Annotated in this window: 19 protein-coding genes; 12 read left to right on the forward strand and 7 right to left on the reverse strand. The window is 70.0% G+C overall.

Annotation, left to right across the window (positions count from 1 at the left end):
* The first annotated feature begins 66 nt into the window (after positions 1-66).
* A complete protein-coding gene (locus tag ACH34R_RS19060; protein ID WP_397562782.1) occupies positions 67-822 on the forward strand; it encodes a deoxyribonuclease IV in 756 nt (251 codons plus the stop codon).
* Between the two features lie 99 nt (positions 823-921).
* On the opposite strand, the gene ACH34R_RS19065 is transcribed toward ACH34R_RS19060, so the two are convergent.
* The 4 genes from ACH34R_RS19065 to ACH34R_RS19080 all read right to left on the reverse strand — a co-directional run bounded on the left by ACH34R_RS19065 (position 922) and on the right by ACH34R_RS19080 (position 7,041).
* Entirely contained in the window at positions 922-2,130 is a 1,209-nt protein-coding gene (locus tag ACH34R_RS19065) for a mannosyltransferase family protein (RefSeq protein WP_397562783.1), read from the reverse strand.
* A gap of 1 nt (position 2,131) precedes the next feature.
* Complete coding sequence (locus tag ACH34R_RS19070) at positions 2,132-3,649, reverse strand: glycosyltransferase 87 family protein (RefSeq protein ID WP_397562784.1); 1,518 nt, start codon at positions 3,647-3,649, stop codon at positions 2,132-2,134.
* A gap of 19 nt (positions 3,650-3,668) precedes the next feature.
* Entirely contained in the window at positions 3,669-6,113 is a 2,445-nt protein-coding gene (locus ACH34R_RS19075) for a transglycosylase domain-containing protein (protein ID WP_397562785.1), read from the reverse strand.
* A 547-nt stretch (positions 6,114-6,660) separates the two neighbouring features.
* Positions 6,661-7,041, reverse strand: coding sequence for a DUF5318 family protein (locus ACH34R_RS19080; RefSeq protein ID WP_397562786.1), 381 nt, complete (start codon positions 7,039-7,041; stop codon positions 6,661-6,663).
* Positions 7,042-7,190: 149 nt separating this feature from the next.
* Between ACH34R_RS19080 and ACH34R_RS19085 the strand changes: the two genes are divergently transcribed.
* Both ACH34R_RS19085 and ACH34R_RS19090 read left to right on the forward strand, forming a co-directional pair.
* On the forward strand, positions 7,191-7,919 hold the full coding sequence (locus tag ACH34R_RS19085) for a helix-turn-helix transcriptional regulator (RefSeq protein ID WP_397562787.1): 729 nt from the start codon (positions 7,191-7,193) through the stop codon (positions 7,917-7,919).
* Between the two features lie 17 nt (positions 7,920-7,936).
* Complete coding sequence (locus ACH34R_RS19090; RefSeq protein WP_397562788.1) at positions 7,937-9,016, forward strand: inositol-3-phosphate synthase; 1,080 nt, start codon at positions 7,937-7,939, stop codon at positions 9,014-9,016.
* Positions 9,017-9,060: 44 nt separating this feature from the next.
* Here the strand turns inward: ACH34R_RS19090 and idi are convergent, their stop codons facing one another.
* Entirely contained in the window at positions 9,061-9,642 is a 582-nt protein-coding gene (gene idi / locus ACH34R_RS19095; RefSeq protein ID WP_397562789.1) for an isopentenyl-diphosphate Delta-isomerase, read from the reverse strand.
* A gap of 102 nt (positions 9,643-9,744) precedes the next feature.
* On the opposite strand from idi, the gene ACH34R_RS19100 reads away from it, so the two are divergent.
* Positions 9,745-11,049: an MFS transporter gene (locus ACH34R_RS19100; RefSeq protein WP_397562790.1), complete on the forward strand. Its 1,305-nt coding sequence runs from the start codon at positions 9,745-9,747 to the stop codon at positions 11,047-11,049.
* Positions 11,050-11,061: 12 nt separating this feature from the next.
* On the opposite strand, the gene ACH34R_RS19105 is transcribed toward ACH34R_RS19100, so the two are convergent.
* Complete coding sequence (locus ACH34R_RS19105) at positions 11,062-12,498, reverse strand: CCA tRNA nucleotidyltransferase (RefSeq protein WP_397562791.1); 1,437 nt, start codon at positions 12,496-12,498, stop codon at positions 11,062-11,064.
* A gap of 143 nt (positions 12,499-12,641) precedes the next feature.
* On the opposite strand from ACH34R_RS19105, the gene ACH34R_RS19110 reads away from it, so the two are divergent.
* The 8 genes from ACH34R_RS19110 (at position 12,642) to trxA (ending at position 22,222) form a co-directional block, all read left to right on the forward strand.
* Positions 12,642-13,184, forward strand: coding sequence for a YbaK/EbsC family protein (locus ACH34R_RS19110; protein ID WP_397562792.1), 543 nt, complete (start codon positions 12,642-12,644; stop codon positions 13,182-13,184).
* A gap of 116 nt (positions 13,185-13,300) precedes the next feature.
* A complete protein-coding gene (locus ACH34R_RS19115) occupies positions 13,301-15,604 on the forward strand; it encodes a DUF6049 family protein (protein ID WP_397562793.1) in 2,304 nt (767 codons plus the stop codon).
* 25 nt (positions 15,605-15,629) lie between these two features.
* Complete coding sequence (murJ, locus tag ACH34R_RS19120; RefSeq protein ID WP_397562794.1) at positions 15,630-17,231, forward strand: murein biosynthesis integral membrane protein MurJ; 1,602 nt, start codon at positions 15,630-15,632, stop codon at positions 17,229-17,231.
* Between the two features lie 377 nt (positions 17,232-17,608).
* On the forward strand, positions 17,609-19,180 hold the full coding sequence (locus ACH34R_RS19125; protein ID WP_397562795.1) for a serine/threonine protein kinase: 1,572 nt from the start codon (positions 17,609-17,611) through the stop codon (positions 19,178-19,180).
* Positions 19,181-19,193: 13 nt separating this feature from the next.
* The gene (gene sigM, locus ACH34R_RS19130) at positions 19,194-19,838 is read left to right on the forward strand and encodes an RNA polymerase sigma factor SigM (protein ID WP_397562796.1); all 645 of its coding nucleotides are present in this window, start codon (positions 19,194-19,196) and stop codon (positions 19,836-19,838) included.
* Positions 19,828-20,757 carry an anti-sigma factor family protein gene (locus ACH34R_RS19135; RefSeq protein ID WP_397562797.1) on the forward strand — a complete coding sequence of 310 codons (930 nt, stop codon included), beginning with the start codon at positions 19,828-19,830 and terminating at the stop codon, positions 20,755-20,757. The genes sigM and ACH34R_RS19135 overlap by 11 nt, the downstream gene beginning before the upstream one ends.
* Positions 20,758-20,951: 194 nt before the next feature.
* The gene (trxB, locus tag ACH34R_RS19140) at positions 20,952-21,884 is read left to right on the forward strand and encodes a thioredoxin-disulfide reductase (protein WP_397562798.1); all 933 of its coding nucleotides are present in this window, start codon (positions 20,952-20,954) and stop codon (positions 21,882-21,884) included.
* Between the two features lie 11 nt (positions 21,885-21,895).
* Positions 21,896-22,222, forward strand: a complete 327-nt coding sequence (gene trxA, locus ACH34R_RS19145; protein ID WP_199537481.1) for a thioredoxin — start codon at positions 21,896-21,898, stop codon at positions 22,220-22,222.
* Between the two features lie 211 nt (positions 22,223-22,433).
* On the opposite strand, the gene ACH34R_RS19150 is transcribed toward trxA, so the two are convergent.
* Entirely contained in the window at positions 22,434-23,051 is a 618-nt protein-coding gene (locus ACH34R_RS19150) for a GNAT family N-acetyltransferase (RefSeq protein WP_397562799.1), read from the reverse strand.
* Between the last annotated feature and the right edge of the window lie 118 nt (positions 23,052-23,169).

Genomic DNA, 23,169 nt, shown 5'->3' on the forward strand with positions numbered 1-23,169 from the left:
CCTGCCGCCGAACCCCGTCGGGAAACACGGGACGGCCGATCACAGGTGTCGGCTACGCTCGGTTTCATGGTGCGAATCGGTGCGCATGTCGATCAGGAGGACCCTGCCGCCGTGGCCGCGGCGGTCGACGCCGAGGTGGTGCAGTTCTTCCTCGGCGACCCCCAGAGCTACAAGGCCCCGCAGGTGCCGGAGAAGGCCGCCGGCCTGGCCGGCTCCGGGCTCGACGTCTACGTCCACGCGCCTTACGTGATCAACGTGGCCAGCCGCAACAACCGCATCCGCATCCCCAGCCGCAAGCTGCTGACCCAGCATCTGCAGGCGGCGGCCGACATCGGGGCCAAGGGCCTGATCGTGCACGGCGGCCACCTGAACAAGAGCGACGATCCCCAGGACGGGTTCGACAACTGGCGCAAGGTCTTCGAGCGGATGGACTGCCCGATCCCGGTGCTGATCGAGAACACCGCGGGCGGCGACAACGCGATGGCCCGCAAGCTCGACCGGATCGCCCGGCTGTGGGAGGCGCTCGACGGCTTCGACGTCGGGTTCTGCCTGGACACCTGCCACGCGCACGCGGGCGGTGAGGAGCTGCTGGGCCTGGTCGAGCGGGTCAAGGCGATCACCGGCAGGATCGACCTGATCCACTGCAACGACTCACGCGACGCGTTCGGCTCGGGCGCCGACCGGCACGCCAACCTGGGCGCGGGCCGGATCGACCCGGAGGCCCTGCTCGCGGTCTGCCGCGCGGCGGGCGCGCCCATCGTCGTGGAGACCCCCGGTGCCGGACAGGCCGAGGACATCGCCTTCCTGCGCAAGAACCTTTGATCCACAGCACTTTATCCACAGGTGGATTAGTCCACAGCCTGTGGATAACTTATCTGGATTACTGTGGCCCGAAAGTGGGTAAGCCCGCGTTTCCGCCGGTCAGCCCGCCCAGCCGCCCTTCAGGAAGGTCAGCGTGTTGAGCACCATCAGCGGCCCCGCCACCAGCGCGTAGAAGACGAGCAGGCCCGGCCGCAGCGGTTCGGCCCAGCCGTCCCCAGGGTCCTTTCGCGGGGTGGCGGCCCGGGCCAGCGCCAGCCACAGCGGCCACCACAGCAGCGCCGAGCGCGGGATGGACAGGTAGTACGCCGAGCACACCAGCGCGCCCACCTGGAGTCCGACGTAGGTGAGTTCGCTCCACCTGCGCCGGACCAGCAGCCAGAGCGTGAACGCCACGCCGATCACCGCTCCGGCGATCTCCATCCGGAACGCCCAGGCGAACTGCCCGTCCCCCGCCGCCGACGCCCACGTCGTGGCCCACGCCTCCCACGGCATGACCAGGCTGCGGCCCCAGCCCGCCTCCTGGGCGTGGTTCCAGGCCAGCCAGTCGCCGGTCCTGCCGTACTGGTAGGCCGAGTACAGCGCGAGCGGCACGAACGGCGCGAGCAGCCAGGCGATGCTCTGCCGGTACGGCGAGCCGTCGCCGCGCGAGGCCCGCCACGGCCCGGTGAAGTACTCCACGATCAGCGCCAGCGCCAGGAACAGCCCGGTGATCCGCACGCACGACGCGCCCGCGCCGAGCAGCCCGGCGGCCGGCCAGTTCCCGCGCCGCGCGGCCAGCCACGCCGGGATGCCGAAGGCCAGGAACAACGCCTCGCTGTACCCCGCGAACAGGAACACGGCGGTGGGGCAGAGCAACAGCATGAGCAGGGCCCGCCAGCCGGTGCCCTCGGCCCCCTCGTGGTCGCCCAGCCGTACCAGCGCGACCGCCGCCACGCCCCCGGCGACCAGCGAGATCAGGATGCCGGTCAGCGTCCAATCGGACACGATCAGATGGACCAGCCGCAACATGAGCGGCATGCCGGGAAAGAACGCGGGAAGTCCGGCGTCGTTGGGTTTGCCGGGTTCGCCGCCGTAGCCGTACTCGGCGATGACGATCAGCAGGTTGGCGTCCCAGGCCCGCCAGCGCTCCAGCAGGGGCTTGGCCTCCCCCGCGAAGGCCATCCCGCCGGCCATCACGGTGAGCAGGACGATGCCCAGCCGTGAACCGATCCACAGCGTGAGGGCCTGGTAGAAGGTCGTCTCACCAGGCCCAGGGGGCGGTGCCTCCGAAGGTTCGACGGTGGGTGGGGCTGAGCCGGCCAGCGACACGCTACGCGGTCCGCAGGCCGATTCCGGTGCCCGTCAGCCGCAACCTGTCGGGAGCGCCGTCGAACACGCCACCTGAGGGATCGTCCACGCCGCCCTGCCGTACCAGGTCGTGTTCGGGGCGCATGATGTCGCGCACCACGAAGGCCATCATGATCACGATGGTCAGCGCGCGGCCCCACACGGCGGTGAAGTAGGTGTCGGCGGTGATGCCCAGATGCGCGTTACCGTCCTGGAGACCGACGAGGTAGAGCCAGATGGCGAAGAAGTACCAGATCTCGGCGACCTGCCAGAGGGCCAGCGGCTTCCAGTTGGGCCGGGCCAGCACCGCGAACGGCACCAGCCACACCACGAACTGCGGCGACCACACCTTGTTCGTCAGCATGAACGCGGCCAGCGTGAGGAAGCACAACTGCGCCAGCCGGGGCCTGGTCGGGGCGGTCAGGGCCAGCGCGGCGATCAGCAGGCAGATCAGCGCCAGCGAGGCGATGCCCATGATGCTCAGGCGTTCGGGGTCGCCCAGGACCGGCCAGCCGCGCTGCTGGAAGAAGAACCACAGCGACCCCCAGTCCGCGCCGCGCTCCTGGCTGAAGACGTAGAAGCGGCTCCAGCCGTCGAAGGCGAAGATCATCACCGGCACGTTGACGACCAGCCACGCGCCCGCCGTCGCGGCCATCGTGCGCAGGAACGGCCGCCACTCGAACGTCCGCAGCGTCAGCAGGAGCAGCGCGCCGATGAACATCAGCGGATAGAACTTGGTGGCGATGGCCAGCCCGAGCAGCACCCCTGAGAGCACCTGCCGGCGCTGGGACCAGGCCAGCAGCGCGCCGAGGGACAGCACGCCCGCGGCGAGGTCCCAGTTGATGTAGGCGCCGAGGATCACCCCGGGCGCGACGGCGTACCACAGCGCGTCCCAGCGGCGGTCCGGGCCGGCCAGCCTGGCCATCATCAGCACGCCGCCCACCAGGCAGGCGGCCATCAGCAGCACGGTGAGGTCGTAGAAGGTCGCCGCCCGGGACGCCCCGTCGGCCACGACCGAGGTGACCCGCGCCACCAGGTCCATCACCCAGCCGAGCACGACCGGGTACTCGACGTGGTCCGCGAAGTCCTTCACCTCCGCGAAGTAGGGGACCTTGCCGTCGGCCAGGCCGCGGCCGAAGTACAGGGGGTAGATGTCGGTGTAGCAGAAGTTCGTGAACTGGAGGGTGCCGTCGTTCCACGCGCCGCCGAAGCGGCACGGCCACTTCCAGAGGTACGCGAGCAGCGCGCCGAGCGTGGCGAACATCGCGAGCGGGAGGTACGGCAGCGCCCGCGCCCCCAGCACGGTGACCGCCCCGGCGTCCTTCAGCCCCGGCCCGTCCACCGGCCCACGCTCCGCAGCGGAATCGGGCTCGGTCCCACGCTCGGCGGCAGGCTCACGCCCAAGCTCGCCGGCGGGCTCAGGCCCATGCGCGGCGGCGGGCTCGGGCTCACGCTCATGCGCGGCGGCGGGTTCGGGCTCGCGCTCGTCCTCGATGCTCATGCGATGTCCGCCGGCCCGCTCATCGATCGCCACCGGAGCGACCACTCGGCCCTGTGCTCGGCATCATCTGCCCGGACGGCGGCCGGTCCCGCTCGCCGGGTCCGCCGCCGCCGCCGTCGCGGGCGCTGCCCGACTCCTCCGGCGTCTGCGCGTTGGCGTCGCAGAACAGGTCGTTCTCGGCGCAGCCCGAGTCGTCGGGGTAGCCGTCCTCCTGCGGCGGGTCCTGCGGCATCTGGTCCTCCTCGGCCGGCGGCCAGCCGTCCTCGCCGGTCGGGTCGTCCGGCTCCATGGACTCCTCGGGGTCGGGCGTCGGCGTCGGCGGCGGAACCGGGGCCATGTTGTCCGGCGTGCCGATGTTGGCCCGCGGCGGGAACTGCTCGATCTCGGCGTCCTTCAGGGCCTCGGCCATGAAGTCGTGCCAGATCTGCGTCGGAACGCCGCCACCGCCGATCGCGCCGGGCAGCGGCTCCTCCACCATCACGTAGTTCTTCTTCCGCTTGTTCAGCGGCCTGCCGGTCTTGGGGTTGTACGCCAGCCTCTTGCCGGTCTTGGCGTCGGCCGGCACCTCCCGGTACATCCCGACGGCGGCGGAGAGCTGCGGGGCGTACCCGACGAACCACGCGTCCTTGGACTCGTTGTTCGTGCCCGTCTTGCCGGCGACCGGGCGCGCACCCAGGTTGGCCGCCGAGCCGGTGCCTCCCAGGACGACCCGGGTCATCGCGTACGTGGCGTCGGCCGCGGCCTCGGCGGAGATGACGTCGAGGCTCTTGAGCCGCTCCTTGAACACCAGGCGGTTGCCGCCCGTGTCGCGGTCGCGCTGCTTGACCTCCACCACGGTGTGCCAGTCGAAGTGCTTGCCGCCGTTGGCGAAGATGCCATAGCCGTTGGCCTGCTCCACGGCGGTGACCGTGGCGCTGCCGATGGTGGTGGCGTAGCTGTGGTTCTTGATCGCCCAGTCCACGGAGTTCTCCTTGAGCGTGGCCTTGGCCCGCTCCCCGACCCCGGCCTTCTTGGCGATCTCGGCGACGGCGTCCAGACCGACCTTCTCGCCCATCTGCACGAACACCGTGTTCACCGACTGGGCGGTGGCCTTCACCAGATCGATCGTGCCGAAGGACTGGCGGCCGGCGTTGTGGATCGCGCTGGTCCCTTCCGCCTTGTAGGGGGACTTGCCGCTGATCAGGCTGCTCAGCGCGCGGTCGCTGTTCAGCCAGGCCGCGAGCACGTAGGGCTTGAACGCGGACGCCGCCTGCTTGGCGGCGTCGAACGCGCGGTTGTTGTAGTCGCGCAGGAAGTCACGCCCGCTGTAGAAGCCGGCCACCCGGCCGTTCCTCGGGTCGACCGCGGCGAGGCTGGTGTGGACGGTGGCGTCGAACGCCTGGCTCCGCGACTCCACCGCGCGCTTGGCCGCGGTCATCACGGCCGGATCGAACGACGTCTTGATGATGTAGCCGCCGCCCTGCAGCTCGTCCTTGGTGATGCCGTAGTCCTTCTCCAGCTCGCGCTGCACGATGTTGAGCATGTAGCCCTCGGCACCCGAGTACTCCTCCGCGATGCGCCGCTTCTTGGGCTTGGGGAACTTCAGGTTCGCGACCTGGGCGGCGTACGCAGGATCGACCTTGGGAATCTGGCCGCGCACGTACTCGAACCGCTCCATTGTGGCCGCGTACTTGCCCTGCGACTCGTACCTGTCGAAGTCGCCGGGGCGCTGGATGCGGCCGGCCAGGTACATGCCCTCGGCGATGGTGAGGTCCTTGACGCCCTTGCGGAAGAAGTCGCGGGCGGCGGCCTCGATGCCGTAGGTGTTGCGGCCGAAGGGGATCGTGTTCAGGTAGTACTCAAGGATCTTGTCCTTGTCCCATTCGCGGTCCAGCTTGATCGCGACGAAGATCTCCTTGATCTTCCGCTTGATCGCGACCTCCCGGCTCAGGCCCTCGAAGTAGTTGCGGGCCATCTGCTGGGTGATCGTCGAACCGCCCTGGAGCTGCTGCCCGGTCACGGTCATCCACACCGAGCGGGCGATGCTGGGGATGCTGATCCCGACGTCCTGGCGGAACGTGTCGTTCTCCGCCGCGATCACCGCGTCCTGGACGTGCTTGGGAACGTCGCTGATCTTGACGATCGTGCGCTTGGTGCCGATCTTGGCGAACGTCTTCCCGCTGGCGTACTGGAAGACGCTGCCCTGGGCCACCGCGGACTCCTGGTAGTCCTTCTCGGTGGGCAGCGTGGTGTTGGCGTACGCGATCGCGATCATGCCGAACACGCCGGCCGCGATCACCGCGCTGCCGGCCATCAGGATCTTCCAGCTCGGGATGAACCGCTTCCAGCTCTTCTTGCCCGGCTCGTCGCCGGAGGAGCGCCGTCGCCCGCGTCCGTCGTCGTCGCCGCCCCGGCCGCCACCACCACCGCGCCCGCGACCGCCCCGGCCGGGGCCGCGTGGTCCTTCGGGCCGGTCCGGGCCCACCGACCGGCTGCGCCCCGTACGCGACAGCCTGGTGTCGCCGTCCTCGGGGGGGCCGCCTCGCGGTCCGCCGGGACCGCCTCGGCCCCCGGGCCCCTCAGGCCGGCCGGGACCTCCCGGCCCACCGGTCCTGCGGGGAGGCTGCGGCGGTCCGCCCTGGCCGGCCGCAGCCGCCGCCATCATCGCCTGGGTGTCCTCGAACTCGGCCTCGGCCCTGCGGCCCGCGCGCTGGGCCGGCTGCTGCCCGGTACGGCCGGGCGGCGGAGCCTGACGGCGCCGGCCCCCGGGCTCCTGACCCCCGCCTTGCCCGCCAGGCTCGCGCGCCGGCGGCTGAGCGGCCGGGCCGTTACGTGGTGCGGGTGCGCTCGCCTGGGCGGTACGGTGGCGACGTCCCTGGCGAGCCGACGGCGACGGGGCCCCGTGGGGGGCGGGCCCTCCGGTCGGCTCCGGGCCATAGCTGCTGTAACTCACGCGCGTCCTCGTTCAGTCAGGCGATGTGGGTGTGGCGACGGCCAGCGACAGGCGGTGGGCGTCACCCGGCATTCTCGGCTCAGGACTCGGTCGGCGGATCACCATTTCCGAGGACGAACGAGACCGCCAGATGATTCCAAGCACAACCTTGGCAGACCTCTACCACGTACACGCGGAATTCACGGTATTCGCGTGCCATCTCGGCCAGGTCTGACGTGCTCTTTACCCGGCCTACCGAGCGGCCCAGTTCGTCGCCGTACACGTAGGTCACATGGGTCACGTTCTGCCGTTCGCACACCGGGCAGGGCCGGTCGGTCGCCTCCCCGTGGAACCGTGCGGCCCGCAGCAGATAGGGATGTGCGTCACAAACGTCGTCGAAAGACGTGCGGCCCGTGCGTAACGAGCGAACCGTCGCTCGCTTCGCAAGGCCGTAGTCAACGACCGCTCGCTGTGACCACATGTGCGCCAGACTACGGCTTTTTCCCGATTGCTCCCAACCTCTTGGGGCAGGAGTGAAGGTCACCCCTGGTCGTCCCCTGGTCGCCACCCTGGTCGTTGCGGGGTATGCCGTGGCGACGTATCCTTCAGATGTATCGGTTCGATACATCGATGCGAGAGGTGGTGGGTTCCGTGGTCGGCGGCCGAAGCAACGTCTTGGAGCTCGCCGTTCTCGGGTCGTTGCACGAAACCCCACTGCACGGCTATGAGCTGCGGAAACGGCTGAACGCGCTGCTCGGCATGTTCCGTGCGTTCTCCTACGGCTCGCTCTATCCCTGCCTGCGCTCGCTGCTCAACGACGGGCTGATCGCAGAGGAGGAGCCCGCCCCGGCCGAGCCGGTCGCGCCGCTCGCCGGCCGCCGTTCCAAGATCGTTTACAAGCTGACGGCGGAGGGCAAGGAGCGGCTCCAAGACCTGCTGACGCAGTCCGGGCCGTCCTCCTGGGAAGACGAGAGCTTCGGGGTCCACTTCGCGTTCTTCCGGCACACGCAGGCCGAAGTACGCCTGCGCATCCTCGAAGGCCGCAGGAGCCGGCTGGAGGAGCGGCTGGAGGGCGTCCGCAACGCGCTCGCCCGCACGCGAGAGCGGCTGGACGCCTACACGCTGGAGCTTCAGCGACACGGCCTGGAGTCCGTCGAGCGCGAGGTGCGCTGGCTCAACGAGCTGATCGCCACCGAACGGCGCGGCGGGCCGGGCGGCACGGAGTCGAGCACCCCGGGGCGGGCCGTACACCACGAAACCGGACACGAGACCGGACGGGAGACCACGGGCGGCCCGGCGGCCAACGCGGGGACTGACGCCGATGAAGGCCCGGCAAGGGCCACGGATACAGATCATTGAGTAAGGGAGCGAGTGCCATGGGTTCGGTGCGCGTAGCGATTGTCGGAGTCGGCAACTGCGCCGCGTCGCTGGTGCAAGGCGTGCATTACTACAAGGACGCCGACCCGGCCAGCCGGGTACCGGGCCTTATGCATGTGCGATTCGGCGACTACCACGTAAGCGACGTCGAGTTCGTCGCCGCCTTCGACGTCGATGCCAAGAAGGTCGGGCGTGACCTCTCGGAGGCCATCGTGGCCAGCGAGAACAACACGGTGAAGATCTGCGATGTGCCGCCCACCGGCGTCACCGTGCAGCGCGGTCCGACCTACGACGGTCTCGGCGAGTTCTACCGGGAGATCATCGACGAGTCCGACGAGAAGCCCGTCGACGTGGTCAAGGTGCTGCGCGACAACAAGGTCGACGTCCTGGTGTCCTACCTGCCGGTGGGCTCGGAGGAGGCCGACCGCTTCTATGCGCAGTGCGCGATCGACGCCAAGGTGGCGTTCGTCAACGCGCTGCCGGTGTTCATCGCCTCCGACCCCGAGTGGGCCGCCAAGTTCACCGAGGCGGGCGTGCCGATCATCGGCGACGACATCAAGTCCCAGGTCGGCGCGACGATCACGCACCGGGTGATGGCCAAGCTGTTCGAAGACCGCGGGGTCGAGCTGCTGCGCACCTACCAGCTCAACTTCGGCGGCAACATGGACTTCATGAACATGCTGGAGCGCAGCCGCCTCCAGTCCAAGAAGATCTCCAAGACCCGGTCGGTGACCTCGCAGATCCCGCGCGAGATGGGCAAGGGAGACGTCCACATCGGCCCGTCCGACCACGTGCCGTGGCTCGATGACCGCAAGTGGGCCTACGTCAGGCTGGAGGGCAGGTCGTTCGGCGACACTCCGCTCAACCTGGAGTACAAGCTGGAGGTCTGGGACTCCCCCAACTCCGCGGGCATCATCATCGACGCGATCCGCGCCGCCAAGATCGGCCTGGACCGCGGCATCGGCGGCCCGCTGCTGTCGCCGGCGTCCTACTTCATGAAGTCGCCGCCGGAACAGTACTCCGACGACGTCGCCCGCGACGCCGTGGAGAAGTTCATCCGCGGCGAGGTCGAGCGCTGACCGTTGTTCCTGAGAGAGCCCTCCTCGGAGGGCTCTCTTTCATGTCAGGGCCGGGCGGCGGCGGGCAGCGCGGCCGGGTCGGCGGGGGCCCAGGCCAGCGGGTCGTCGCCCAGCGCCTTCAGCAGCGGCACCTGCTCCCGGCACCAGGGTGAGATCGTGATCCGCCCGCTCATAACGTCGTCGGCGAACCGCGGCCACGGCATCCACTCCACCTCCCCGACCTCCTCGGGGTTGGGCACCGCCTCGGCCGCCACGATCACCCGGTAGACCGGGCACAGCTCGTGCTCGACGATGCCGTTGTCCATCACCGCCCGGTAGGAGAAGGCGGGCAGCATGAGGTCCACCCGCTCGACGTCGAGCCCCAGTTCGTAGGACAGCCGGCGGGTGACCGCCGCGTCCAGCGGCTCGCCGGGCATCGGGTGGCCGCAGCAACTGTTCGTCCAGGCGTCCGGCCAGGTGACCTTGTGGGCGGCCCTCCTGGACAGCAGCACCCGCCCGGCGCGATCGAAGACGTAGCTGGAAAAGGCCAGGTGGAGCGGTGTGTCCGGGCCATGTACCGACGCCTTCGGCGCGATACCGGTCGCGTTGCCCTCGCGATCCACCAACACAACCAGTTCATCGGTCATCACGCGTTTGAGAGTACGTGATCACCTGAGGGACCCCTCCCCTAGGGGGACTACGGGGTTGTCCCGGATGTGGGCCGTCCCTCGGCAACGTAGGCTGGCTTGGTGTCCTTCGCCTCCGATCTGCGGGCCGTCCTTGTAGAACGGGACTTCAGGCGCCTCTTCGCCACCCGCCTGGTGTCGCAGTTCTCCGACGGGATCTTCCAGTTCGGGGTCGCCGGCTACGCGTTCTTCAGCCCCGAACAGCAGACCAACGCCGTCCAGATCGCCACGGGCCTCGCCGTACTCCTCCTGCCCTACTCCGTGCTCGGCCCGTTCGCCGGGGTCTTCATCGACCGGTGGTCCCGGCGGCAGATCCTGGTGATCGGCCCGATCATCCGCTGCGTCCTGCTGCTCCTGGCCGCCACGCTGGTCGCCACGGGCGCGCCCGACGCGTGGTTCTACGTCGTGGCGCTCGGCGTGCTCGCCGTCAACCGGTTCTTCCTGGCCGCGCTCGGGGCCTCGCTCCCGCACGTGGTGTCCAGGGACAAGCTGATGATGGCCAACGCCGTCACCCCGACGTCCGGCACGGTGGTGACCTTCGTCGGCGCGGGCGCGGGCTACCTGCTGCGGCTGGTCTTCGGGTCCGGGCACCCCGGCACCGCGCTGCTGCTGGTGATCTCGGGGGTGGCCTTCGCGCTGGCCGCGGGGATCGCGGCCACCATGGCCAGGGGGCTGCTCGGCCCGGCGTACGACCCCGACCGACCGCAGACCCGCGAGGCGCTGCGCAACGTGGTGCGCGGCCTGATCGACGGCCTGCGGCACGTGGCCCACCACCGCGCCGCCGCCGCCGCGCTCGGCGCGATGTCCACCCACCGGTTCGTGTACGGCATGTGCACCGCGATGCTGATCATGCTGTACCGGTACCACTTCACCGTCAACGATCCCGACAAGGCGCTCGCCGGGGTGGCCCTCGTCCTCGGCGCCTCCGGCGTCGGCTACTTCGGGGCCGCGCTGATCACGCCGTGGGCCACCGAGCGGTTCGGCATCACCAACTGGGTGCCGATGGTCCTCACCGCCGCGGGCGTACTCGGCTTCGCGGTGGTCGCCCCCTTCCAGGAGTGGGGCATGCCGGTCGCCGGCTTCGTGCTCGGCATCGCCGGGCAGAGCGTGAAGATCTGCGCCGACACCGTCGTGCAGCGCGACATCGCCGACGCCTACCTGGGCCGCGTCTTCTCGCTCTACGACATGCTCTTCAACGGCATGTACGTGCTGGCCGCCGCCTTCGCCGCGGCCCTGCTCCCGGCGAACGGCAAGTCCTACCTGGTGCTCGGCCTCATCGCGGCGGGCTACGTGCTCGGCGCCCTGGTCTACCGGATGGTCACGCCGACCGGCGACAACCCCAAGCGGAAGATCCCGCAGAGCGCCTGAGCGAGGGGCGGGTCAGGACACCGCGTTGTCCTTGGCCCACTCCAGCAGGGCGGCGGTGGCCGCCTCCTTGCCGATCATGCCCTGGTCCAGCCGCATCTCCAGCAGGAACTTGTACGCCCTGCCCACCAGCGGCCCCGGCGCGATGCCGAGCACCTGCTGGATCTCGTTGCCGTCCAGCTCCGGGCGGATCTTGGCCAGCTCCTCCTCATCGGCCAGCCGGGCGATCCGCTCCTCCAGGTGGTCGTAGGTGCGGGCCAGCGCCTGCGCCTTGCGCTTGTTGCGGGTCGTGCAGTCGGCCCTGGTCAGCTTGTGCAGCCGGTCCAGCAGGTGCCCGGCGTCGCGTACGTAGCGGCGCACCGCGCTGTCGGTCCACTCGCCGGTGCCGTACCCGTGGAACCTCAGGTGCAGCTCCACCAGCCGGGAGACGTCGGCCACGACGTCCTTGGGGAACTTCAGCGCGATCAGCCGCTTCTTGGTGAGCTGCGCGCCGACCACCTCGTGGTGGTGGAAGGACACCCGCCCCCCCGGCTCGTGCCGGCGGGTCTTGGGCTTGCCGATGTCGTGCAGCAGCGCCGCCCAGCGCAGCACCCGGTCACAGCCGCCGTCGCCCTCCAGCGCGATGGCCTGTTCCAGCACGATCAGGGTGTGCTCGTAGACGTCCTTGTGCCGGTGGTGCTCGTCGATCTCCAGGCGCAGCCGGGGCAGCTCGGGCAGTACGTGGGCGGCCAGGCCGGAGTCGACCAGCAGCTCAAGGCCGCGGCGCGGGTGGGCGCCGCAGATCAGCTTGTCCAGCTCGGCCTGGATGCGCTCGGCGGAGACGATCTCGATCCGCTCGACCATGCCGCGCATCGCGGCGAAGGTGGCCGGGTGGACGTCGAAGCCGAGCTGGGAGGCGAAGCGGGCGGCGCGCAGCATCCGCAGCGGGTCGTCGTCGAAGGACCGCTCGGGCGGGCCCGGTGTGCGGAGCATCTTGGCCGCGAGGTCGGCGAGCCCGCCGTACGGGTCGGCGAAGGTGTGCTCGGGCAGGCGTACCGCCATCGCGTTGACCGCGAAGTCGCGGCGGGCGAGGTCGTCGTCGAGGCTGTCGCCGTACATGACCTCGGGCTTGCGCGACTGCGGGTCATAGGACTCGCTGCGGTAGGTGGTGATCTCCAGTTGCCGGCCGCCCTTGCGCACGCCGACGGTGCCGAAGTCGATGCCGATCGTCCACACCGCGTCGGCCCAGTCGCGGACGATTTCGAGGACCTGTTCCGGCCGGGCGTCGGTGGTCAGGTCGAGGTCGTTGCCGACCCGGCCGAGGAAGACGTCGCGTACCGGGCCGCCGACGAGGGCCAGCTCGTGCCCGCGCGCCGCGAACAGCTCGCCCAGCTCGTCGGCCACGGGCGGGATGCGGCGGAGCAGCGCGTCGAGGCCGCGCTGCTGGCCGGCGGTCAGATTCGATTCGGACAAGCTGGGTAGGTCCTTCGGTTACGGAGGATGTTCCCCCGGGCCATTGCTGGTGTCACTCGCGGGAGATACACCGTCGGCGATCACCACAATACGGTCGACCTGCGGACCGTAGGGGGTCGGGCCACGAGGCAAGGAGCGCAGAGATGAAGGACGCCCTCGCGATCCACCGCTGGCTCCTCGCACACCAGGTCCATCATGAGATCGTACGCCTTCCGCGAGCCCTGACGTGCGCCGGTGAGCTTCCCGAGATCATGCATGCGGACGCGGCCCATTGCCTTGAGGTCACGGTCTTCGAGGTGGACACGCGGGTCGGCCTCGATCCCGTCGCGGTGCTGTCGTCCGTCGCCACGCCGCCCCGGCCCGCGATGGTGGGCACCCTGCTCGGGGCGCGCAAGGTGTCGCCCGCCCCGGCGTTCATCGTCAACTCCGCCACCCGCTACGCCGCCGGGCTGGTGTGCCCGCTGCTGCTGCCCGACGACCTCGCGCTGCTGATCGACGAACGCCTCCACCGCGAGCTGCCCGGAGACACATTGGTGCACACCCCGACCGGTGAGCGGCGCACCGCGCTGTCGCTGCGCGCCCGCGATCTGCTGGCGCTGGCCGGCGGCAAACGGCTCGATCTGGCCGCGCGCGGCCGGTCGTCCCTGTCACACGGGCACCGTGCGTCGCATTCGTTGCCGCGCTGAGCGCGCCGGGGCGAACCGACGTTCGCCGGAGACGGTGGGACGACGGTGGAAAAGGGTTCATTGAGTCGGTCTCAACGTCCGTCTCGACCCGATCCGGCCGCGCAAAGGCCATAGCATTGCGGCGTGCGCCGTACACCGACCCGGGCAGGCACGTGATCGTCAAGGCTCTGCTCACCACCGTCACCGCCGCGCTGCTGGCCGTACCAGCGGCGGCGGCGTCCTCGGTGTCCACGGCGTCCGCCGTGTCCGTACGGCAGGCGCCGCCGCTCGTGATCGAGTCGATCTCCCCGGACACCCCGCGCGAGCGGAACCAGGAGATCAAGATCTCGGGCACCTACACCAACACCACCGGCGCGCCGCAGGCCGGTCTGCGGATCCAGCTCCGCTACTCCGGCCAGCCGTTCGCCGGGCGCAGCGAGATGGAGTCCTACGCCGAGGGCCTGATGACCTGGCGGGACCGGGGGTCCATCACGCGCTTCACCCAGGTCCCGGTGCTCGCGGCGGGCGCGAAGCAGCAGTGGGAGTTCAGTGTGACCCCCGCCATCATCGAGATGTGGCGGTTCGGGGTCTACCCGCTGGCGGTGGAGGTGCTCGGCCCGAACCAGGAGACGGTGGCGATCCAGCGCACGTTCGTGGTGTACGCGCCGAAGGACGAGCGGGTCGCCCGCACCCGCCTGGCGATGGTGCTGCCGGTGCTGGACCAGCGCCCGCGCCGGAGCGTGGACCAGACGTTCCTCAACGACGACCTGCGCGGCGCGCTGGCGGAGGGCGGGCGGCTGGCCGACATGCTCGCGCTGGTACGCGGCTCGGCCACCGCCAAGGGCGTGAGCTGGCTGGTCGATCCGGCGCTGCTGGACGACGTCAACGCGATGGCCCGCGACTACACGGTCGACACCGGCGACGAACGCAAGCAGCGCCCCGCCGAGCCCGCCGCCGCCCCCTGGCTGGCCGCGATGCGTACCGCGCTGACCAAGGCGAGCGTGTTCGCCACCCCGTACGCGGACCCTGACGTGGCGGCGCTGGTCCACCGCGGGCTGGACGGCGTGACCCGCGGCGCGCTCGCCACGGGCGCGGAGGTCGCGCAGTCGATGTTCGGCCGGGCGGTGCCCAGCGACCTCAACTGGCCGGTGTCCGGCGCGCTCGACCTCGACGCACTGGACGAGCTGGCGGTGGGCGGGGTCAAGACCGTCCTGCTCGACCAGGGCAACCTCCCGGCCGCGCCGTCCGCCACGACCACCCCCGACGCGGCGGCCACGATCTCGTCCGTGAACGGGCCGATCACCGCGCTGGTGGCCGACCAGACGCTGAGCGAGATCCTCTCCTCCGACGTGGCCCTGCCCGGCGCCGGCCTGCTGGCCAAGCAGCGCTTCCTGGCCGAGACCGCGATGATCACCGCCGAGGCCCCGCAGACGGGCCGGACCGTCGTGGCCGCGCCGTCCCGGCAGTGGCATCCCGACCCGGCGTTCGTCAGCGGACTGCTCGGCCGTACCGCCAAGCTGCCCTGGCTCAGCCCGGTGTCGATCACCTCGATCAAGCCCACCGCCCCGCAGGCGGCGCGCGTCGGGCTGACCTACACCGACGAAGACCGCCGCGAGGAGCTGGGCAAGGGCTACCTGTCCTCGGTGCGCAGGACCGAACGCCAGGCCCAGCTCACCGCCGACGTCACCGACGACGCCAACGACCGGCACGGGTTCGAGCGTCCGTTGCTGCGGCTGGCGTCCTCGGCGTGGCGCGGCAAGACCGGCGATGCGCGCACCGCCGTCGAGCACATCGACGAGGCGGTGTCCGACCAGATCGAAGAGGTCGCGATCACCGGCACCGAGCAGCCCCGCACGCTGGCCGGGGACAACGGCGTGGTGCCGATCAGCGTCCACAACTCACTGAACAAAACGGTCGCGTTGCGCATCGACGTCAAGTCGACCAATCCGCGGCAACTGGAGATCAAGGACTTCTCGCGGGCGATCCAGATCTCCCCGCGGGGCAGCCAGACCGTGCAGGTGCCGCTGACCTCGCACGTCAGCGGTGAGACGACGGTCACCGTGCAGCTTCGCACGGAGTCCGGCAAGCGGTACGGCCCGCCGATCGAGCTGACCGTGCGCACCACCGGCTATGCCGGGATCGCGCTGGTGATCGTGGGCGGCGCGCTGTCGGTCATGCTGGCGGCGGTGGCGCTGCGGATGATGCGCCGGCGCCGGGCCGGGCGGCGGCGGGCCCCTGCGGGGTCGGCTCAGCCGGCTCCCGCTCGATCGGCTCCCGCACAGCCGGCTTCCCAATCCGCTTCCCAATCCGCTTCTCAATCGGCCGAGCAGACGGCCGACGTGACGAAGCCGGTCGCGCGGCCCCCGGCGTCCCCACTGCCCGAGGGCACGGAAGAGCGCGCCGAGCGGGTCAGCGGCCGGCGCCCAGGACCCCCCGCGTGACACCGAACCTGGAGGAACGTGACCGATGAGCAGGTTGTTGCGCGCGGGCGCGATCATGGCCGCGGGCACGATGGTGTCGCGCGTCACCGGCTTCCTGCGTACGGCGGTGCTGGCCGCGGCGATCGGCACCGCCGCCCTCGGCGACGCGTACAACGTGGCCTACACGATCCCGCTCATCCTGTTCGAGCTGCTCATCGGCGGGGTGCTGAGCAGCGTGATCGTGCCGATGGTGGTCCGCGCGCGGCGTAACGACCCGGACGGCGGCACCGCTTACGAACAGCGGCTGATGACGTTCGCCATCCTGCTGCTCGGCGTGGCCGCGGTGGTGTCCGTGCTGCTCGCCCCGCTGATCGTGGACCTCTACACCGACGACTGGACCGGCGCCAAGCGGGAGGCCGCGATCACGCTGGCCAGGTTCATCCTGCCGCAGATCGCGTTCTTCGGGATCGGCGCGCTGGCCGGGGCGATCCTCAACGCCCGTGACCGGTTCGCCGCGCCGATGTGGGCGCCGGTGCTGAACAACCTGGTCATGATCGTGGTCGGCCTGCTGTACCTGGTGGTGAGCGGCGCCGGATCGTCCGTGGAGGCGGCGACGGCCTCCGACCTGGCGCTGCTCGGCATCGGCACCACGGCGGGCATCGTCGTGCAGTGCCTCGCCCTGGTGATCTCGCTGCACCGGGCGGGGTTCCGGTTCCGGCCGCGGTTCGGGGTGCGGGGCGTCGGGCTCGGCGAGATGGGCCGGACGGCGGCCTGGACGTTCGCGTACGTCGGCATCATGCAGTTCGGCTTCTGGGTCACCACCAAGCTCGCCACCGGCGCGGGCGACCGGGTGCCCGGCGCGGGAAACTCCGCCTACGCCTACGCCTACCAGCTCTTCCAGTTGCCCTACGGGGTGATCGCGGTCTCGGTGATCACCGCGATGCTGCCCAGGATGAGCCGGTCGGTCGCCGACGGGCAGCTCGGCCAGGTGCGCGAGGAGTTCGCCTCGGGGGTGCGGCTGGTCTGCTCGGTGATCATCCCGGCCGGGCTGCTGCTGATGGTGCTCGGTCCGGCGGTGGCCGTGGTGATCTTCGGGCACGGCAACATGACGATCTCGAACGCGATCTACATCGGCAACGTGCTCCAGATCTTCGGGCTGGCGCTGGTGCCGTTCTCGATCTTCCAGTTGCTGCTGCGGGTGTTCTACAGCTTCGGCGACACGCGTACGCCCGCGTTCCTGGCGGCCGGCAACGTGGCGGTCAACGCGCTGCTCAGCCTGGTCTCCTACGTGGTGCTCCCAGATCGCTATATCGTCATGGGGCTGGCCTGCTCGTACACCGTCTCCTACATGACCGGTGCCGGGTTCGCCTGGGTGCGGGCCAGCCGCAAGGTCGGCGGCCTGGACGGCAGGCGGGTGGCCGGCGCGCTGACCAGGATGTACCTGGTGGCGCTGCCGACGGCGGGCCTGGCCCTGGCCGTCCTTTGGGGCGGCGAGCGCTGGGCCGGGCTGACCACGGTCAGCTCCCTGGTGATCCTGGCGGCCGGGGGCGGGCTCGGCATGCTGCTGTACTTCGTGGTCGCGCACCGGGCGCGCATCCCCGAGGTGGGTTCCCTCGTTGGACTTGTCGCAGGACGGGTAGGTCGTTGATGAGGAAGTCGGGTTTCCGGTGAACCCGGCGGCACCCCTCGCACGTCTTGTTCAGGGGGCCTGAGGCACGTGGGGCCGATGGTTTCCGAAGGAACACGAAAGAAACGGGTACCGCACTACGATGGTGCCCGATAAGCGCGGAATGGAAGCAGGAGGGGCGTGGGCGCATCCAACCGGCATTGCAGGACGTACGGCGATATGCCGGCTTTGATCCCTGCCTTGCCCGTGTGGTACTGCCATGGTGATTTGCCCGCTTTGTCAGCGGCTCTGTCGGCAAGGTCGTCCCATGGCGGCATTCTCGCGATTCCTGCGCGTTCCGGGCGCCCCCTGTGGCCCGCTCCTCGCGCCACGACCTCCGACGGACTGGTGAACGCCGCATGAGCGCGCCCGCAGTAGAGCCCGGCACCAAGCTGGCGGAGCGGTTCCGCGTCGAAGATCGCGTCGCCGAGCAGGACGGCGCCATCCTGTGGAAGGCGATCGACGAAGTACTGGCGCGGCCGGTCGCGGTCCACACCTTCAGCGACTCCTATGCCCGCACGAGCGAGGTCGTGATGGCGGCGCGGGCGGCGAGCCGGCTGTCCGACCCCCGGCTGACCCAGGTCTTCGACGCCGCCGAGGAAGAACAGCTCTCCTACGTGGTCAGCGAGTGGGTCACCGGCGAGACCCTGGCCGACCTGCTGGCCGCCGGCCCCCTCGAACCCGAGCGGGCCGCCGCGCTGGTCGCCGAGGCGGCCGAGGCCCTGGCCCACGCCCACGAGGCCGGGCTCGCCCACCTGTGCCTGCGTCCGTCCAAGCTGATCTGGACCTCCGGCAGCACGGTGAAGGTCCTCGGCGTCGGCATCGACGCCGCGCTCGGCGACCTGAGCAGCGACGACCCGGCGGGCGACGACGCCGCCGGGCTGGGCCGGCTGCTCTACGCCGGCCTCACCGGACACTGGCCGGGCCCGAGCGACGGCCCGGTCGGGCTGCCGCCCGCACCCACCACGCCCGACGGCCAGATCTGCACGCCCCGCCAGGTCACCGCGGGCATCCCCGGCTACCTCGACGGCATCACCGTCAGGGCCGCCCTGCCCGCGGCGCTGCGCGGCCAGGAGCCGCTGGTCAGCCCGGCCGACGTCGCCGAAGCGCTGGGCAGCGTCCCCCGTCCCTCCCCGGTGCCGATCGCGACACTGCCGCCGTCCGTACACCTGGGCCCGCGGGGCGGCAACGACGACATCCGGTTCGAGATGTCGCAACCCATGCCCCGGACCATGTCCCGGCCCATGGACCCGGTACGCCAGCACCCGCACGGCCCCCCGACCATGCCCCCCAGCATGCCCGGTCCGCACCAGCGCCGGCCCCAGCGGCCCGCCATGGTCAACCGGGCGATCATGACCGTGGTGGTGCTCGTGGTGATGGCGGTCGTCGGCATCGGGGCCTGGACCCTCGGACGCAGCATCGCCGGGCCGACCGCCTCGAAGGCGGAGCCCACGGTGAGCGCCACCCCGACCGCCAAACCGACGCCGGTCAAGGCGTCCAGCGCCAAGGACTTCGACCCCAAGGGCACCGACGGAGGGGAGAACCCCGAGTACACTCGCAACGCGATCGACGACAAGTCCGGCACCGAGTGGCACACCGACACCTACAACACCGCCGAGTTCGGGCGGCTGAAGGACGGCGTCGGCCTGATGCTCGACATGGGCAAGTCGGTCAAGGTCTCCGAGGTGACCGTCACCTTCGCCAAGGCGTCCGGCGCAAAGGCCGAGATCAGGGTGGGCGACTCCCCCGACCTGGACGCGCTCAAGACGGTGGCCAAGCAGAGCAACGCCTCGGGCAAGACCACGTTCAAGCCCACCGAGGCCGCAAGCGGCCAGTACGTTTTGATCTGGTTTACGCGTCTTCCGGCCGACCAAGGCAGGTTTCGTGGCACCATCTATGACGTAGTGGTCTACTCCCCCGGATCGGCATAGCAGGACTCTCCTTGTGAATTCCCCACCCGAGAACCCATCAGAGGCAGATCAGAACCCCCGGCCAGAACGATCCGACGCCGAGCTTCTGACCAGCCACATCAACGGGGACCCGCACGCCTTCAGCGAGATCGTCAAGCGGCACCGAGACCGGATGTGGGCGGTCGCCCTGCGTACCCTCGGCGACCCCGACGAGGCGGCCGACGCCGTACAGGACGCCTTCGTGTCGGCGTACCGCAAGGCGGAGAGCTTCCGCGGCGAGGCGGCGGTCACCACCTGGCTGCACCGCATCGTGGTCAACGCCTGCCTTGACCGGATGCGCCGCAAGTCGGTCCGCCCGGTCGCCGACGACGAGCTGATCGAGGCCGCCGAGCGCGACACGCCGATACCCGACCACACCGGCGAGCGCGAGGTCTCCATGGAGGTCACCGCCGCCCTGCGGGTGCTGCCCACCGACCAGCGTGCCGCGCTGGTGCTCGTCGACATGATGGGCTACTCGGTGGAGGACGCCGCGCAGGTGCTTCAGGTGCCGAGCGGTACGGTGAAGAGCCGATGCGCGCGGGGCCGCGCGAAACTTGCCCCAATTCTTTCGCATCTGCGGAACCGATCAGACCTGTCTCGCGTCTCATCCGCGAAGGGAGTAGAACTTCGTGACGGGTGACACGCACTACGACCTGGAGATCCTTGCCGAGTTGGCAGAGGGTCTCCTTGATGACGCCGAAGCCCGGCCGGTCCGCGCACACCTGGCGGTGTGCGACCCCTGTGGGGAGCGACTGGCCGATCTCGCGGCGGTGCGAGAAGTGCTCGCGGCCACTCCGACACCGGCCATGCCGATGGGGGTCGCGCTACGGATAGACCAGGCGCTGGCCGCCGAGGCCGGGCGTACCGGACGGGTGGCGGCTGCCGTCGCCGACTCCCCCGACTGGGACCGGCTCATGGCCGACGCCCCGTGGGAGACCGCATCCGGGCCCTCGCGGGAGCCTGTGCCCTCGCAGGAGCCTTCGCGGGAGCCGGAGCCGGTACGACTGGGCGTCGTCGCCGACGACGGCACAGTGGTCCCGGCCAAGCGGCGGACACGGCCGACCAGACGCCGCAGATGGGCCATTCCGGTCACGGCAGCGGCGGCCGTGGCGGCGATCGCCGGTTCGGCGGCGCTGTCCACCGGGCTGCTGACCGCTTCCGGAGACGGCCGGCCGGCGCCGGTGGCCTCGGCACCGCTCGCGTTGCCGCCACCGGCCAGCGTCGAGCCGAGCCAGGCGCCGCGGCTGGCCTACAAGATCTCCGACAGCGAATTCAACTACAGCAACCGCGCGCTGCGCGAGCCGCTCGGCGACTACTTCGCCCCGACCCGCATCTGGCTCACCGCCGACTCGGTCGACGACAAGCTGATGCGCTGCATCGGACGGGTGTCGAAGCAGGTCGGCAAGGACCCCTTCCAGGTAGACCAGGGCTACTACGAGGGCCAGGAGGCATCGCTGATGCTCTTCCGGAAGAACAGCGCGTCCAACCAGGTCCAGGTACGCGTCCTCGACCCCGAATGCAAGAACCTCCGCAAACCCGCCCTCGGCAAGTGGGACTGACCCCACTCCGATGACCTTGAAAGAGCCCGCCCCGGCGGGCTCTTTCGCATTCCGGCCCCGGGTGATGTCGCGGCCCGTCGCCAGGCTCTACCTTGATGGGTGAGCAGACACTTCGATGTCCGGTGACCAGGCGGGAATCACAGCCCCCTAGGATCTGTTGACGCGACTGGCAACAGCGACGAAAGGCACAGAGCGTGAGCGACGTCCGTAATGTGATCATCATCGGTTCGGGGCCGGCCGGTTACACAGCGGCGATCTACTCCGCGCGTGCCGACCTACGCCCCCTGGTCTTCGAGGGCTCGGTGACCGCGGGCGGAGCACTCATGAACACCACCGACGTGGAGAACTTCCCCGGTTATCCCGACGGCATCATGGGCCCGGACCTGATGGACAACCTGCGCAAGCAGGCCGAGCGCTTCGGCGCCGAGCTGGTCGCCGACGATGTCGTCGAGGTCGACCTGGCCGCCGACCCGAAGGTCGTCAAGACCGTCACGGACACGTACCACGCCAAGGCGGTCATCCTGGCCATGGGTTCGAGCTACCGCGAGCTGGGTCTGCCCAACGAGAAGCGGCTGTCCGGGCACGGTGTCTCATGGTGCGCCACCTGCGACGGGTTCTTCTTCCGCGACCAGGACATCGTGGTGGTCGGCGGCGGCGACTCGGCCATGGAGGAGGCGACCTTCCTCACCAGGTTCGCGCGTTCGGTGACGATCGTCCACCGGCGTTCGGAGCTGCGGGCCAGCAAGATCATGCAGGACCGCGCCTTCAGCAACGAGAAGATCCGCTTCCAGTGGGACTCCGAGGTCGAGGAGATCGTCGGCGACGACCGCGTCTCGGCCGTGCGCGTCCGCAACCTCAAGACCGGCGAGACCACCGAGCTGCCCGCGACCGGCGTGTTCGTGGCCATCGGCCACGACCCGCGCAACGAGCTCGTCAAGGGTCAGATCACGCTCGACGACGAGGGTTACATCAAGGTCCAGTCCCCGGGCACGGGCACCAATCTGGAGGGCGTCTTCGCCTGTGGCGACGTCGTCGACCACATCTACCGTCAAGCGATCACCGCCGCGGGCACCGGGTGCCAGGCGTCCCTCGACGCCGAGCGCTGGCTCACCCTTCAGGAAAGCTAAGGAGAGGTTCGATCATGGGCACCATCAAGAGCGTCACCGACGCGACCTTCGAGGCGGAAGTTCTCAAGAACGACAAGCTCGTGCTCGTGGACTTCTGGGCCGAATGGTGCGGGCCCTGCCGGCAGGTCGCGCCGATCCTCCAGGAGATCGCCAATGAGCAGGCCGACAAGCTGACGGTGGTCAAGCTCAACATCGACGAGAACCCGGCGGTTCCCCGCGATTACGGTGTACTCCAGATCCCCACACTGAACGTCTATAAGGACGGAGAGGTTGTGAAGCAGATAATCGGCGCCAAGCCGAAGGCCATGCTGCTTCGCGAGCTTGAGGGCATCCTCTAGAGCTCAACCCCACGGGGCTCTGGCAGTGCCCCCTGCGGCCAGGCGTCGCGGCGCCTGCCGTACCACCGCTCTTCTGAGCGGCACCCACATGATCCGGCGGCTCCCTCGTCCGCAGCTCACCACTCCGGGCGAGGGAGCCGCCGCGTGTGCGGGGGTTTGCGGGCTTTCGGGCAGCTCGTGTACCGATGGCCCATAACGCCCCTGAGAAGCGTCAGACGGGCCGCAGGGCGCGCTCTGGGCTCATGGACCCCAGCAGGCGCTCCAGTGCCACCTCGACGTCCTCACGCCACGAGACCGCGGTCTTCAGCTCCAGCCGGAGCCGCGGAAACCGTAGATGCGGACGAACCGTCTTGAACCCCACCGCCAGGAGGTAGTCGGCGGGCAGTACGCACCCCGGCTCCTCCCACTTCAGGTCGCCGAACGCCTCGATGGCCTTGACCCCCCGCCGGGTCAGGTCCTTGGCCACCCCCTGGACCAGCATCCGGCCCAGCCCGCCCCCCGAGAACTCGGCGATGATCTGGGCGGTCATCAGCAGCACGGCATCGGAGCTCACCGGCGACGTGGGGAACGCCACAGAACGCGGCACGTAGAGCGGCGGCGCGTACAGCACGAACCCGGCCGGCACCCCGTCCACATAGGCGATCTTGCCGCAGCTTCCCCACTCCAGCAGCGTCGCCGAGATCCAGGCTTCCTTCTCCAGCCCCGCGTCGCCGACCTCGTTCGCCCGCTCGCCACTGACCGGGTCGAGCTCCCAGAACACGCATCGACGGCACCGGCGCGGAAGATCGTCAAGGTTGTCCAACGTGACGTTGACGAGGCGACGCGACAACTGGTGGCCCCTATCCTGACGAGAGTCTTGGTGGAAAACCGCATCAATACGGCGTCCCCGACTGGCATCGTAGCTCAGTGGGGGTGGCATCCCGTGGATCACCGATCCGAGGTCGGTG

Origin of the sequence: Spongiactinospora sp. 9N601 (genome assembly GCF_044326295.1) — a bacterium.
Lineage (GTDB): Bacteria > Actinomycetota > Actinomycetes > Streptosporangiales > Streptosporangiaceae > Spongiactinospora > Spongiactinospora gelatinilytica.